Genomic DNA, 13,986 nt, shown 5'->3' with positions numbered 1-13,986 from the left:
CTTTCCCAATTCGTTTATACTGCCAAAATGAGTGTAACCGATGAAAAAATAATGCTGAAAAGTTTTGACGAAACCCTGGCCCGGCGCGTGCTGGACCTGGGTCGCGAAACGCTGTCGATCGAAGCCGACGCCATCGGCGCGCTGCAGGCGCGCCTGGGCGACGACGACAGTTTCGTGAACGCGGCCCAGCTGATCATGTCCTGCGACGGCCGCGTGGTCGTCTCCGGGATGGGCAAGTCGGGCCACATCGGCCGCAAGATCGCCGCCACCCTGGCCTCCACCGGTACCCCGGCCTTCTTCATGCACCCGGGCGAAGCCGCGCACGGCGACCTGGGCATGGTCACGAAGAACGACGTGGTGATCGCGATTTCCAATTCGGGCGAATCGTCCGAGATCCTCGACATCCTGCCGGCCGTCAAGCGCCTCGGCGCGCGCGTGATCGCCATGACCGGCAAACCGGCCTCGCGCCTGGCCCGGCTGGCCGACGTCCACCTGAACATCGCGGTCGACAAAGAGGCCTGCCCGCTCAACCTGGCGCCGACCACCAGCACCACCGTGACCCTGGCCATGGGCGACGCGCTGGCCGTGGCGCTGCTCGACGCGCGCGGTTTCCGCGAACAGGATTTCGCGCTGTCGCATCCGGGCGGCGCCCTGGGCCGGCGCCTCTTGACCCATGTGCGCGACGTGATGCGCAGCGGTGATGCGGTGCCGAGCGTGGCGCCAGAGACCTCGCTGGTCGAGGCGCTGCTCGAAGTGACCCGCAAGGGCCTGGGCATGACCGCCGTCGTCGATGCCGAAGGGCGTCCGGTCGGCGTGTTCACCGACGGCGACTTGCGCCGCGTGATCGAGCGCATGCACGACTTTTCGAATATCCAGATCCGCGACGTGATGCACGCCAATCCGCGCCGCGTGCGTCCCGACCAGCTCGCGGTCGACGCCGTCGCCGTGATGGAAGAATTCCGCATCAACCAGATGCTGGTGGTCGACGACGACGATCGCCTGGTCGGTGCGCTGCACATCCACGACCTGACCCGCGCCAAGGTGATCTGATGAGCGACTCCTTTATCCCGGCCATCACCCCCCTGGCCCATATGGAACGGGCGGCGCGCGTCAAGGTCATGATCTTCGACGTCGACGGCGTGCTGACCGACGGCAGCCTGACCTATGGCCCGGACGGCGAAGTCACCAAGACCTTCAACGTCCTCGACGGCCTGGGCATCCAGCTGTTGAATAAAACCGGGGTGCAGACCGCGATCATCAGCGCGCGCCTGTCGCCGATCGTCGTCAAGCGCGCGGCCGACCTGGGCATCTCGCACGTCCACCAGGGCATCCACGACAAGCGCATCGGCTTTGCCAAGCTGCTCGAAGCCACCGGCTTCACGGCCGAGCAGTGCGGCTATATCGGCGACGACGTGATCGACCTGCCGCTGTTCGCGCGCGTCGGCTTCGCCGTCGCCGTGCCGTCCGGCCATCCCGAGGTGCAGCACCGCGCGCACTACGTCACCAAAAATGGCGGCGGGCGCGGCGCGGTGCGCGAGGTGTGCGACCTCGTGATGCGCGCCCAGGGCACCTACGACCAGGCGCTCGCGCCGTACTTCGCCTGAGGCCACGCAGCATGGCCACCATCGTCCAAAACAAGCGTACCGCGCATCGCTGGAATCTCCTGGCGATGATCGTGATCGGCACCTTCTTCGCCTTCGGCAGCTTCTGGCTGCTGCAGCTGATGCAGGCCTCCGACATCGACGCCCAGCTGGGCGGACCGCCGGACGAACCGGACTACATCGTCGAGAATTTCTCGTTCGTGCGCATGACCGAGAACGGCCAGCCGAGTTATCTGTTGTCGGGCAAGCGCCTGGCGCATATCCCCAATGGCGACGTGTCGCACGTCGATGCGCCGGTGCTGCGCGGCGTCGAGCCGGGCCGCCCGCCGATGACGGTGGTCGCCAGGAACGCGCAGGTGTTCCACCAGGAGCATCGGGTCGAACTGATGGGCGACGTCGACCTGCAGCGCCCGAAGACGGCGCAGAGCGAGTCGCTGCACTTGCGTACCCAGGCACTGACCGTGCTCCCCGACGAAGAGATCGTCAAGACCGACCTTCCGGTCGACATGCAGCTTGGGGCGTCGAGCGTGAAAGGCACCGGCATGGTCGCCAACAACGCCACCCAGCAAGTGCACATGTCCAGCCGCGGCCGGATCGTCTATCCGCCACGCTCACGCCAGTAAGCCCCGCGCCGCGTGATAACCCAGGATCAGCATTCCCATCATGAATAAATTATTTGCCGCCGTACTCCTTTCCCTGCTGTCGCTGACGGCAGCCGCCGAACGCGCCGATTCGCTCAAGCCCGCGCAGGTCGAATACGATTCCGCCGACCTCGATGGGGTCAACGGCGTGCGCACCCTCACCGGTAACGTGATCCTCACCCGCGGTACGCTGTTGCTCAAGGCCGACCGCGCCGTGGTCCGGGAAACGCCCGAAGGCTACATGACCGTGACGCTCACCGCCAACAACGGCAAGCTCACCACGTTCCGCCAGAAGCGCGACGGTGGCCCCAACCTGTGGGTCGAAGGCCAGGCCGAGCGCATCGAGTACGACGAGCGCGCCGAGCTGGTGCGCCTGTATTCGAACGCCCTCATCAAGGAACTGGAAAACGACCGCCTGAGCAACCAGGTCACCGGCCCGTTCATCTCGTATGACAGCCGCAAGGAAGTGGCCACCGTGCGCAACGACGTCAGCGGCCAGACCAAGGCCGGCGGCGGGCGCGGCACCCTGATCCTGTCGCCCAAGCGCACTCCGGCCGGAGGAGCCCAATGACGGCAGTCCCGATGGAACTGGGCGATTGCAGCACCCTGGTGGTCAAGGGTCTGCAGAAAAGCTATGGCAAGCGGCTGGTGGTGCGCGACGTCTCGCTGCAGGTCGAATGCGGTGAAGTGGTCGGCCTCCTGGGCCCCAACGGCGCCGGCAAGACCACCTCGTTCTACATGATCGTCGGCCTGGTGCCGTCCGATGCCGGCTCGATCGACATCAACGGCACCGACATCACCAGCCTGCCGATCCACCGCCGCGCGGTGCTGGGCCTGTCGTACCTGCCGCAAGAGGCGTCGGTGTTTCGCAAGCTGACGGTCGAAGAGAACATCCGCGCCGTGCTCGAGCTGCAGAAGGATAACGGCAAGCCGCTGTCCCGGGACCAGATCAACGAGCGCCTCGACACCCTGCTGGCCGACCTGCAGATCGAGAAGCTGCGCGAGAACCCGGCGCTGTCGCTGTCGGGCGGCGAACGGCGCCGGGTCGAGATCGCGCGCGCGCTGGCCACCAATCCGCGCTTCGTGCTGCTCGACGAACCGTTCGCCGGCGTCGATCCGATCGCCGTGATCGAGATCCAGCGCATCGTGCGCTTCCTCAAGGAGCGCAAGATCGGGGTCCTGATCACCGATCACAACGTGCGCGAAACGCTCGGCATCTGCGACCGCGCCTACATCATCAACCAGGGCGCGGTGCTGGCCTCCGGCCGGCCCGACGACATCATCGCCGACGAGTCGGTGCGCCGCGTCTACCTCGGCGAACACTTCCGCATGTAAGTGATCGAGGCCCGATGAAACAGTCACTGCAACTTCGCACCTCGCAGCACCTGGCGCTCACGCCGCAACTGCAGCAATCGATCCGCCTGCTGCAGTTGTCGACGCTCGAACTGCACCAGGAAATCGAGCAGATACTGGGCGATAACCCCTTGCTGGAACGGCTCGACGATCCGCTCGACCGCTCGGTGCGCCTGCTGGCCGATGGCGCCATCAACAACGCGCCACCCAGCGCCGAGGCGCCGCCCGCGCCCGGCCCGCAGGCCGAGGGTGACGCCGCGCCGGCGCCGACGGCGGAGGGCGAGGCCTTCGAGGGCGGCGCCGACGGCGAGCGCGGCGATGCCGACTGGAGCGAAGGCGGCGGTTCGGGATCGTCCGGCGGCGGCGGCGAGGACGAAGACGGCCGTCCGCAGCTCGAGGCCTGCGCCATCACCCTGCGCGAACACCTGATGGAGCAGGTGCGCGAAGCGACGCTGTCGGCGCGCGACCGCGCCCTGGCCGAGCTGGTGATCGATGCGATCGACGACAACGGCTACCTGGAGGAGCCGCTCGACGAGATCCACGCCCGCATGCCCGAAGAACTCGAGATCGAGATCGAAGAACTGCGCTGCGCGCTGGCGCTGGTCCAGAGCATGGATCCGGTGGGCGTCGGCGCGCGCAGCGCGGCCGAGTGCCTGGCGCTGCAGATCCGGCGCATGCCGGGCGTGGCCATGGTGACGCGGCGCATGGCCCTGACCATCGTCGAAGGCTACCTGGGCTGGTTCGCGCAGCGCGAATACAGCAAGCTGAAAAAGGCGCTCGACTGCGACGACGAAGACCTGCGCGAGGTGCAGGCCGTGGTCCGCCAGTGCAATCCGCATCCCGGCGCGGCCTTTGCCGCCAACGTCTCGGACTACGTGGTGCCGGACGTGATCGTGCGCCCCGCGAAGAGCGGATGGGCTGTCACATTGAACCCGGACGTGATGCCGCGCCTGCGCGTCAACAGCCTGTACGCCAGCCTGCTCAAGCAGGGCAAGAGCGAGGCGCAAATGGGCGCGCAGCTGCAGGAAGCCAAGTGGCTCATCAAGAATATGCGCCAGCGTTTCGACACCATCCTGCGTGTGGCGGAAGCGATTGTCGAGCGCCAGCGCAACTTTTTCTCCCATGGCGCGGTTGCCATGCGTCCCCTTGTTTTACGTGAGATTGCTGATACACTAGGCCTACACGAGAGCACCATTTCTCGTGTCACAACGCAGAAATACATGCTGACCCCGCACGGCATGTTCGAGTTGAAGTATTTCTTCGGCAGCCACGTTGCCACCGAGGCGGGAGGCGAAGCATCCTCGACGGCAATCCGTGCGCTCATTGCACAATTGACAGGAGCAGAAGACCCTAGGAACCCTTTATCCGACAGCAAGATCGCGGAGATGCTCGGGGAACAAGGTATGGTCATTGCGCGCCGCACGGTTGCAAAATACCGGGAAGCCCTCAAGATACCCCCTGTAAGCCTTCGCAAGTCCTTGTAACTGCGCCGTCCATCCGAACCGTGCCTTGTCGCGTTCTGGTGGTCCACACGGTGCAATATTTTCAAAGGAGTGTGTATGAACCTCACAATCAGTGGCCATCATCTCGAAGTAACCCCCGCCATCCGTGAATATGTTCAGAATAAGCTCGAACGCATTATTCGCCACTTTGACCAGGTAATTGACACCCATGTGTTCCTGGCCGTTGACAACCTCACTGAAAAAGAAAAAAGGCAGAAAGCAGAAATCAACGTCCAGGTGTCGGGCAAGACCCTGCACGTGGCGAGCGTCGCGCAAGACCTGTATGCCGCGATCGATACGCTGATGGACAAGCTGGACCGTCAAATTCTCAAACACAAGCAAATGCTGAAGGACCATAGCCGCACGTCGATTAAACGCATGCCGGAACACGGCGGCGAAGAAGACGCTGCTGTCGCCTGATCAGGCGCAGGGCACACTAGCTGAGGGCGTCTGAGGGGACGCCCTTTTTGCATCCAGCCTCCCGGTGTTGCGCGTGGCGTCGGTTCGGTAAAATGCTTGTCTCTCCATTACGGACCATGCCATGACCGACCACGTCCTGACCCGCATCGCCAACCGCACCGGCATCATCACCCTGGACCGCCCGAAGGCGCTCAATTCGCTGTCGCTCGAGATGGTGCGGGCGCTGACCGCCATCCTGCGCGACTGGCAAGCCGATGCCGCGCTCGACGCGGTCGTCATCGCCAGCAGCAGCGAGAAAGCCTTGTGCGCCGGCGGCGATATCCGCTTCTTCCATGAGGTGGGGCATGCGACGCCGATGGGCGGCAGCGCGCTGCTCGAGGATTTCTTCACCGAAGAATACGCGCTGAACCACCTGATCCATTTCTATCCCAAGCCGTATATCGCCATCATGGATGGCGTGGTGATGGGCGGCGGCATGGGCATCGCCCAGGGCGGCCCGGCGTGCGGGCTGCGCATCGTGACCGAGCGCACGAAAATGGCGATGCCCGAAGTGAATATCGGCCTGTTCCCGGATGTCGGCGGCAGCCATTTCCTGTCGCATGCGCCGGGCCGTCTTGGCCACTACCTGGGCCTGACCGGCTTGACGATCGGCGCCGCCGACGCGCTGTATATCGGCCTGGCCGACGTGTTCGTGCCAGGCGCCGAACTGGCCGCCCTGCAGGCGCTGATCGCAGCCACGCCCGGCGCCGACCTGCCGGCGGCGATCCGCGCCTTCGCGGCCCCCTTCGCGCAAGCGGCGGGCGAGAGTCGATTGCAGGCGCAGCGTGCGCTGGTCGATACGCACTTCGACGCCGGGTCGGTGGCCGCGATCATGGACTCGCTCGAAGCCGACCCGACGCCGTTCGCCCAGAAAGCCTTGGCGGCGATGCGCCAGCGCTCGCCCCTGATGATGTGCGTCACGCACGAGTTGCTGGCGCGTGGCGCGGTGCTCGGCGTGGCCGACTGCCTGCGCATGGAGCGTTCGCTGGTGCGCCGCAATTTCGAGCATGGCGAAGTGCTCGAAGGGGTGCGCGCGCTGGTGATCGACAAGGACAATGCGCCGCAATGGAATCCGCCGACGCTCGGGCAAGTCACGCCCGAGATGGTGGCGCGCTTCTTCGCGCCGGTGTGGCCCGAGCACGCGCATCCGCTCAGGCATCTCGCATAATCCACGATGTGCATATCCATTTTTGCGTGACAGTGCGTGGATGAGGTGTGACCATCGGGTCTTCATGAGCCGAAAGGAAGACCGATGCGCCTGCTTGCCCTGTTGATCCCGATGACCTTGTGCGGGGCCGCCGCCGCGCAGGATTACCAGCCGGCCTTCGATCCGAGCCGTCTCAAGGGGCCGGCGGCGGGGCCGGTCAACGAGATCATGGTGCTCGGTTCGCCCCACCTGTCGCAGCTGCCCAAGACCTTCCAGCCGTCGAGCCTGGCCTTGCTGAACGAGCGGCTGGCGGCCTGGAAACCGCAGGCCATCGCAGTCGAAGACCGCTCCGGATTGCAGTGCGATGCCATGCGCCGCTATCCAGAGCGCTACCGGGAGGCGGTCGACGGCTATTGCCCGGATACGGCGCCGGCCAGGGCCGCGACCGGGCTCGATGTGCCGCAGGCGAGCGCCGAAGCCGAGAAACTGCTGGCCGCATGGCCCGCGGCGCCGTCGGCCGTCCAGCGGCGGCGCCTGGCGGCCGTGTTCCTGGCCGGCGGCGAAGAGGCGTCGGCCGTGGTCCAGTGGCTGCGTTTGCCCGCCGCCGAGCGGCGCGCCGGCGATGGCCTGGACCGGGTCCTGGTCGAGCGGCTGCGGGCGCTGGAGGTTGCTCCCAATGAAAGCGTGATGATCGCGGCGCAGCTGGCGGCCCGCCTGGGCCATGAACGCGTGTACGCCATGGACGACCAGACCGCGGGCCGTCCGTATGCCGATCGCAAGGCCGCTGGCGCGGCGATCGAGAAGGCTTGGGACAATCCGGCCAATGCCCGGCGCAAGCACGAGGACGAGATCCTCGACCGGGGCGTGGGCAGCGCGCAAGGCCTGCTGGCGATGTACCGCGCCTACAATTCGCCGCCGCATGTGGCGGCGAGCTTCGAGATCGACTTCGGTGCGGCGCTGAACGAACCGTCGGCGCAGCGCTTCGGCCGCAACTACGTGGGTTACTGGGAAACGCGCAACCTGCGCATGGCGGCGAATATCCGCGATGTGGTGGGCGTCATGCCGGGCACGCGCTTGCTGGTCATCGTCGGGGCCTCGCACAAGGGTTACCTGGAAGCCTACCTGCACCAGATGCATGATGTGCGGCTGGTCGATACGGCGCCGTTGCTGCGTTGATCCGGCGCTGGCCAGTCCTTACGCCGTCGGATTCTTCGGCTGCTCCCGATGCCGCACGATCACGCGCTCGGTCTCGGCGAAGTGCGCACCGAGATGTTCGGCCATGTACACCGAGCGATGCTGGCCGCCGGTGCAGCCCACCGCCACCGTCAGGTAGCTGCGGTTGTCGGTCTTGAACGACGGCAGCCACTTGGCGACGAAGGCGCGGATATCGGCCAGCATCTCGATCGCGCTCGGCTGGGCATCCAGGAAGGCGATCACCGGCTGATCCTTGCCCGTGAGCGGACGCAAGGCCAGGTCGTAGTACGGATTCGGGATCGCGCGCACGTCGAACACGAAGTCGGCGTCGAGCGGCACCCCGACCTTGAACGCGAACGACTCGAAGAACAGCGTCAGCGGCGCATGGTCGACCTCGGCGAGCTCCTTGATCCAGCCGCGCAGCTTGTTGGCCGAGAGTTCCGAGGTGTCGATCACATGGCCCAGGTTCTCGATCGACGACAGGCGCTCGCGCTCTTCGGCGATGCATTCGATCAGGGTGCGGCGCGAGGCTGGATTCTCGCCGGGCCGCAGTTCGTGCGACAGCGGATGGCTGCGCCGGGTTTCCGAAAAGCGCGCCACCAGCGAATGGGTGCTCGAGGTCAGGAACATGACCTTGACCGCGTGGCCATCCTCGCGCAGGCGGCGCACGTTGACGGGTAGCTCGACCAGCGATTCGGCGCTGCGCGCGTCGACCGCGACCGCGATCTTGCCGGCGCCGGTCTCGTTGACGGTATGGATCAGGGCCGGCAGCAGGGCCGGCGGCAGGTTGTCGACGCAGTAGTAACCCGCGTCTTCCAGGACATTCAGGGCGACCGACTTGCCCGAGCCCGAGATGCCGGTGATAAGGACGATGTGCATGCGGCGATGATACCGCAACCGCGAGCACATGGCACACCGCAACAATGGACTGGCTGGTTCAGTCGGCGCTCATGGCCTGGCGCTGGCGTTCCATGAATTCCTGCAGGGTGTCGATGCCGCGCAGTTGCAGGATGGTGTTGCGCACGGCCGCCTCGAGCAGCACCGCGATATTGCGGCCGGCCGCCACGGGAATGACGACCTTGCGGATCGGCAGGCCCAGCACGTCCTCGGTCGGGAAGTGGAAGGGCAGGCGCTCGACCTCTTCGTCCAGCGCGCCGCGCTTGACCAGGTGCACGATCAGCTTCAGGCGCATCTTGCGTCGCACCGCCGTCTCGCCGAAGATCGCCTTGATGTCCAGCAGGCCCAGGCCGCGCACCTCGAGCAGGTTCTGCAGCAGCGGCGGGCAGCGGCCCTCGATCATGTTCGGCGCGATGCGCGAGAATTCCACGGCGTCGTCGGCCACCAGGCCGTGCGAGCGCGAGATCAGTTCCAGGCCCAGTTCGCTCTTGCCGAGGCCCGAATCGCCCGTGATCAGCACGCCCACGCCCAGTACGTCCATGAACACGCCGTGCATGATCACGCGCTGGGCCAGCTTCTTGGACAGATATACGCGCAGGAAGTCGATCACCTGCGCCGCCGGCAACGGGGTCGAGAATAGCGGGATGTTCTGCTCGTCGCAGATGGCCAGGATGTCGGGCGGGGTTTCCAGGCCCTGCGCGATGATCAGCGCCGGCGGGCCGCCGCCGATCAGTTCGCCGACCACGTGGCTGCGCGAATTGGCCTTGAGGCGGTGGTAGTAATCGAGTTCCTGGTGGCCGAATACCTGGATGCGGCCCGGGTGGATCAGGTTCAGGTGACCGACCTGGTCGGCGGCCGAGGCGGCGTCGCCGGCAATCTGGCGTTCGCCGCCGGGAAAGCCCGCGAACCAGCCAAGTTGCAGGCTGTCGCGGTTGTCGTCGTACAGCCGTTGAATGGTCAGCGGAGACTGCAGCATGGGCATTGTCGTCGTCGCAAATAATGACGCGCGGCCCGATGCCGCGCGTTCAGCAGACGGTCAGTTTAACCCAGAGCCTGCAGGCTGGGTTGCCAGTTGATAATGCGGTCATGCACCGATTTCGGATCGGGATCGGTCGCCAGGGCGGTGCGCACCGACTCGTCGGAGAACAGTTCGGCGATCTCGGACAGGATCTCGAGGTGCTGCTGGGTAACGTGGTCAGGGATGAGCAGGAAGAACAGCAGGCTCACCGGCTGGCCGTCGGGCGACTCGAACGGAATCGCTTCTTTCAGGCGCACGAAGGCGGCCAGCGGCGACTTGAGGCTCTTGCTGCCCTTGATGCGGCCGTGCGGGACGGCGACGCCATGGCCGAGGCCGGTCGAGCCGAGGCGTTCACGGGCGAACAGGTTGTCCGAGACGATCGAGCGGGCGATGCCGCAGTTGTTCTCGAAGATCAGGCCGGCTTGCTCGAAGGCCCGTTTTTTGCTCGACACTTCGATGTCGAGCTGGACGTTCTCGAGCGAGAGGATTTTGCTTAGGTTCGTCATAACGTGGGTGCGATGCACGCGTGGAGTGCTTGCGAGCACGGATTATAGGCCTGTTTGAGACCCGAGACACTCGAATTCGCGACAGTTTGGCCTTCTCGCCAGACTACCGCACGATACCCGTCGAAACGGGATAACCAAGTAGTTGATTAACATCAACGGCGTTACGCAATTTCCTCAACGAATCAGCAACCCGGGCCAGCAATCGTATGCCGGTGGTCCGATTGGCCGATGAATGCTCAGTGTTTTGCTTAAAAAACAGGCGGCGGGTTCAATATCGTATAGCAAAAGGTGATGCCATGCACGGCGCATGGCTGTCGCCTAAAACGTACAAGCGTGCGTGGAGTATCCTGTCAGAAACTCGGTATTTACTGGCGCGCGCCACGCAGGTTGCCTGGTTTGCCAGTACTGAAATTCGCCCGCCACGGGTTGATGTCCAGGCCGCCGCGCCGCGTGTAGCGGGCATAGACCGCCAGCTTGCTCGGCTGGCACTGGCGCAGCACGTCCATGAAGATGCGCTCGACACACTGCTCATGGAACTCGTTGTGCTCGCGGAAGCCGATCAGGTATTTCAGCAAGCCTTCCTGTTCGATTTGCGGGCCGATATAGCGGATCTGCACCGTGCCCCAGTCGGGTTGCCCGGTCACCAGGCAGTTGGACTTGAGCAGGTGCGACACCAGGGTTTCCTCGACCGGCGCGTCGTCGTGGTTCGCCTTGAGCAGTTGCGGGGCCGGCGAATAGGCGTCGACCTCGATGTCGAGCCGGTCCAGCAGCGTGCCTTCGAGTTCGCCCATGCGGATGGCGCCGAAGTTTTCCGGACTGGTCAGGGTGACGTGGACCGGCGCGCCGAAGCCGTTCGACAGGTCGTCGCGCAGCAGGGCCAGCAGGGCGTCCGGGCCGGCCAGGCGGGTCTGGTTGAATGAGTTCAGGTACAACTTGAACGATTTCGATTCGATGATATTGGGCGAATCGGCCGGCGCCGTCACGGTCGCGATCGCGACCTGCGGCTTGCCGCGCATGTTCAGCCACGACAGCTCATAGGCGTTCCAGATGTCGACCCCGAAGAAGGGCAGGGTACCGGCGCCAGCGGTCAGGCCGAGCTCGTCGCGCTTTTGCTGGCGCGCGATCGGGAACAGCAGGTCCGGCGCGTACTGGCTCTGGTAAGCAGAAGATTTGCCAAGTGGCGATTGATCAGGAGTATTCATAGTAGGGTGGACGGCTCTGCCGTCCACGCGTTCAACAGGGGCATCAACGCCCCAACAGTAAGCCGAGGCCTAAGCCCCCAAAAATAATTTGTACACAGGATTGCCGCTCTCATCCCAGTACCGGTAACCCAGCGAGGCCAGGAACTGGCGGAATTCATCCATCTCCGCCTGCGGCACCTGCAATCCGACCAGGATGCGGCCCACATCGCCGCCCTGGTTACGGTAATGGAATAGCGAGATATTCCAGTTCGGCGCCATGCTGTCCAGGAAGCACATCAGCGCACCCGGCCGTTCAGGGAACTCGAAACGATACAGCAATTCGTCATGCGCCAGCGAACTTTTACCGCCCACCAGGTGACGGATATGCAGCTTGGCCAGCTCGTCATAGGTCAGGTCGAGCGTCTTGTAGCCATGTTCCTCGAAGGTGCGCGTCAGCAGTCCCGATTCGCTGCGGCTGCTCACCTGCGCGCCGACAAAGACATGGGCCTCGTTCGCATGGCTGATGCGGTAATTGAACTCGGTGATATTGCGCGGCCCGACCAGGGCGCAGAAACGGCGGAAGCTGCCGCGCTGCTCGGGCACGGTCACGGCGAACACCGCCTCGCGCGATTCGCCCAGCTCGGCGCGTTCGGCCACGAAGCGCAGGCGGTCGAAGTTCATATTGGCGCCGCAGGCCACCGCCACCAGGGTTTCGTTCCTGATCGGCTCGCGGTTCATTTGCGAACGCTCGATATAGGCCTTGGCGCCCGCCACCGCCAGCGCGCCGGCCGGCTCGAGGATGCTGCGCGTATCCTGGAACACGTCCTGGATCGCGGCGCAGATGGCGTCGGTATCGACCAGGATGATCTCGTCGACCACCTGCTGGGCGATGCGGAAGGTTTCCTCGCCCACCAGGCGCACCGCGGTGCCGTCCGAGAACAGGCCGACGTCGGTGAGCGTGACGCGCTCGCCCGCCTTCAGGCTGCGCGCCATGGCGTCCGAGTCGAGCGTTTGCACGCCGATGATCTTGATGTCGGGCCGGATCTGTTTCACATACGCGCCAATGCCCGCGATCAGGCCGCCGCCGCCGATGGCCACGAAGATCGCGTGGATCGGGCTCGACAGCTGGCGCAGGATTTCCATGCCAATCGTGCCCTGGCCGGCGATCACGTCCGGATCGTCGAAGGGGTGGACGAAGGTCAGGCGCTGTTCCTTTTCCAGCAGCAGGGCGTGGTTGTAGGCGTCGGTGTACGAGTCGCCGTGCAGCACCACCTCGACGCTGGCGCCGCCACGCGCCTTGACCGCGTCGATCTTCACTTGCGGGGTGGTGGTCGGCATCACGATCAGGGCGCGGCAGCCGAGGCGGCAGGCCGACAGCGCCACGCCCTGGGCATGGTTGCCGGCCGAGGCGCAGATCACGCCGCGCTTGAGCTGCTCGGGCGTCAGGTTCGCCATCTTGTTGTAGGCGCCGCGCAGCTTGAAGCTGAACACGCTCTGCATGTCTTCGCGCTTGAAATAAATGCGGTTGCCCATGCGTTCGGACAGGGTCGGGGCCAGGTCGAGCGGCGTTTGTTCAGCCACGTCGTAGACGCGGGCGGTCAGGATTTTTCTGAGATAGTCGGTAGTCATGGTCGGAGTGCAAAAGTCAGCCAGTAAAGCCGGCGGGACGGACGACGCGAACTGTTCCGCTAGGGTGGGTGACCGTGGCGCAAAGGTCGATACGAGTGGCTGGATGACAGGCTCGTCGTATCGTGTCGTGACGAATATACCGGATCATTATAATGGAGCCCTATTATCACCACCAGGCAACCGCGAGGGCGCCAATCGAGCCCGCATGATCGAATCCGCTGTTCAATGGTTGCTTGACTTCCTGGCTGCACCGACCGTCGGGCTGACGTCCATCTTCATCGTCAGCTTCGTCTCGGCCACCTTGCTGCCGCTCGGGTCCGAGCCGGCCGTGTTCGCGGTCATCAAGGCCAATCCTGACATGTTCTGGCCGGCAATCCTGGTCGGTACCCTCGGCAATACGCTGGGCGGCGCCTTCGATTACTTTCTCGGCTACCGCGCCAAGGTCGCCTTTGCCAAGGAGCGCCAGAGCCGCTGGTTCGGCTGGCTCAAGCGCTATGGCGCCAAGACCATGCTGCTATCGTGGCTGCCGGGCATCGGCGATCCCTTGTGCACCCTGGCCGGCTGGCTGCACCTGCCATTCTGGCCCAGCGTGCTGTATATGGCGATCGGCAAGTTCATGCGCTACCTGACCATGACGCTGGCGCTGCTGTATATCCCGGACAGCTTCTGGACCAATCTGGGCGCCATGCTGACCCGGATCACCGGTTGAGCGCAGCGCATTCACCGATGTGCAACGCCGGATGACATATGCTGTTTGGATCGTGCGGCATGATGAATGATGCATCACAGGACTTGCCGGCAAATTAAGTTTGGTATTTATAACTAGTATAGACATTTTGTTGTGACGTCCGGAATGGC

Annotated in this window: 15 protein-coding genes; 10 read left to right on the top strand and 5 right to left on the bottom strand. The window is 64.6% G+C overall.

From position 1 onward, the window contains the following. Positions 1-27 precede the first annotated feature (27 nt). The 9 genes from GNT67_RS01240 to GNT67_RS01200 all read left to right on the top strand — a co-directional run bounded on the left by GNT67_RS01240 (position 28) and on the right by GNT67_RS01200 (position 7,879). A complete protein-coding gene (locus GNT67_RS01240) occupies positions 28-1,050 on the top strand; it encodes a KpsF/GutQ family sugar-phosphate isomerase (protein ID WP_370659212.1) in 1,023 nt (340 codons plus the stop codon). After that, positions 1,050-1,604 carry a KdsC family phosphatase gene (locus tag GNT67_RS01235; protein WP_201447550.1) on the top strand — a complete coding sequence of 185 codons (555 nt, stop codon included), beginning with the start codon at positions 1,050-1,052 and terminating at the stop codon, positions 1,602-1,604. The genes GNT67_RS01240 and GNT67_RS01235 overlap by 1 nt, the downstream gene beginning before the upstream one ends. Positions 1,605-1,615: 11 nt before the next feature. Beyond that, positions 1,616-2,224, top strand: coding sequence for an LPS export ABC transporter periplasmic protein LptC (gene lptC / locus GNT67_RS01230; RefSeq protein WP_159627842.1), 609 nt, complete (start codon positions 1,616-1,618; stop codon positions 2,222-2,224). Between the two features lie 40 nt (positions 2,225-2,264). Further along, on the top strand, positions 2,265-2,813 hold the full coding sequence (lptA, locus tag GNT67_RS01225; protein ID WP_159627840.1) for a lipopolysaccharide transport periplasmic protein LptA: 549 nt from the start codon (positions 2,265-2,267) through the stop codon (positions 2,811-2,813). Positions 2,814-2,824: 11 nt separating this feature from the next. Next, positions 2,825-3,577, top strand: coding sequence for an LPS export ABC transporter ATP-binding protein (gene lptB, locus GNT67_RS01220; RefSeq protein WP_159628436.1), 753 nt, complete (start codon positions 2,825-2,827; stop codon positions 3,575-3,577). A gap of 14 nt (positions 3,578-3,591) precedes the next feature. Then, the gene (locus tag GNT67_RS01215) at positions 3,592-5,079 is read left to right on the top strand and encodes an RNA polymerase factor sigma-54 (RefSeq protein WP_159627838.1); all 1,488 of its coding nucleotides are present in this window, start codon (positions 3,592-3,594) and stop codon (positions 5,077-5,079) included. A gap of 75 nt (positions 5,080-5,154) precedes the next feature. After that, positions 5,155-5,517, top strand: a complete 363-nt coding sequence (gene hpf, locus GNT67_RS01210) for a ribosome hibernation-promoting factor, HPF/YfiA family (protein ID WP_159627836.1) — start codon at positions 5,155-5,157, stop codon at positions 5,515-5,517. Between the two features lie 121 nt (positions 5,518-5,638). After that, a complete protein-coding gene (locus GNT67_RS01205) occupies positions 5,639-6,724 on the top strand; it encodes an enoyl-CoA hydratase/isomerase family protein (RefSeq protein WP_159627834.1) in 1,086 nt (361 codons plus the stop codon). 84 nt (positions 6,725-6,808) lie between these two features. Next, complete coding sequence (locus GNT67_RS01200; RefSeq protein ID WP_159627832.1) at positions 6,809-7,879, top strand: DUF5694 domain-containing protein; 1,071 nt, start codon at positions 6,809-6,811, stop codon at positions 7,877-7,879. An 18-nt stretch (positions 7,880-7,897) separates the two neighbouring features. Here GNT67_RS01200 and rapZ read toward each other — a convergent pair whose 3' ends face one another. From rapZ to ilvA, 5 genes are all read right to left on the bottom strand, one after another. Further along, positions 7,898-8,776: an RNase adapter RapZ gene (gene rapZ / locus GNT67_RS01195; RefSeq protein WP_159627830.1), complete on the bottom strand. Its 879-nt coding sequence runs from the start codon at positions 8,774-8,776 to the stop codon at positions 7,898-7,900. Positions 8,777-8,834: 58 nt separating this feature from the next. Next, positions 8,835-9,770: an HPr(Ser) kinase/phosphatase gene (gene hprK / locus GNT67_RS01190; RefSeq protein ID WP_005663306.1), complete on the bottom strand. Its 936-nt coding sequence runs from the start codon at positions 9,768-9,770 to the stop codon at positions 8,835-8,837. A gap of 65 nt (positions 9,771-9,835) precedes the next feature. After that, positions 9,836-10,318 (bottom strand): PTS sugar transporter subunit IIA, encoded by a 483-nt coding sequence (locus tag GNT67_RS01185; protein ID WP_159627828.1) that lies wholly within the window; start codon positions 10,316-10,318, stop codon positions 9,836-9,838. Positions 10,319-10,683: 365 nt separating this feature from the next. Further along, the gene (queF, locus tag GNT67_RS01180; protein ID WP_159627826.1) at positions 10,684-11,520 is read right to left on the bottom strand and encodes an NADPH-dependent 7-cyano-7-deazaguanine reductase QueF; all 837 of its coding nucleotides are present in this window, start codon (positions 11,518-11,520) and stop codon (positions 10,684-10,686) included. Between the two features lie 69 nt (positions 11,521-11,589). Then, positions 11,590-13,128 carry a threonine ammonia-lyase, biosynthetic gene (gene ilvA, locus GNT67_RS01175; RefSeq protein ID WP_159627824.1) on the bottom strand — a complete coding sequence of 513 codons (1,539 nt, stop codon included), beginning with the start codon at positions 13,126-13,128 and terminating at the stop codon, positions 11,590-11,592. A gap of 205 nt (positions 13,129-13,333) precedes the next feature. Between ilvA and GNT67_RS01170 the strand changes: the two genes are divergently transcribed. Further along, positions 13,334-13,837, top strand: coding sequence for a YqaA family protein (locus GNT67_RS01170; RefSeq protein ID WP_159627822.1), 504 nt, complete (start codon positions 13,334-13,336; stop codon positions 13,835-13,837). The last annotated feature ends 149 nt before the right edge of the window (positions 13,838-13,986 follow it).

The sequence above is a fragment of the Massilia puerhi genome (genome assembly GCF_009861485.1).
This window is presented reverse-complemented; position numbering and strand designations above follow the sequence as displayed.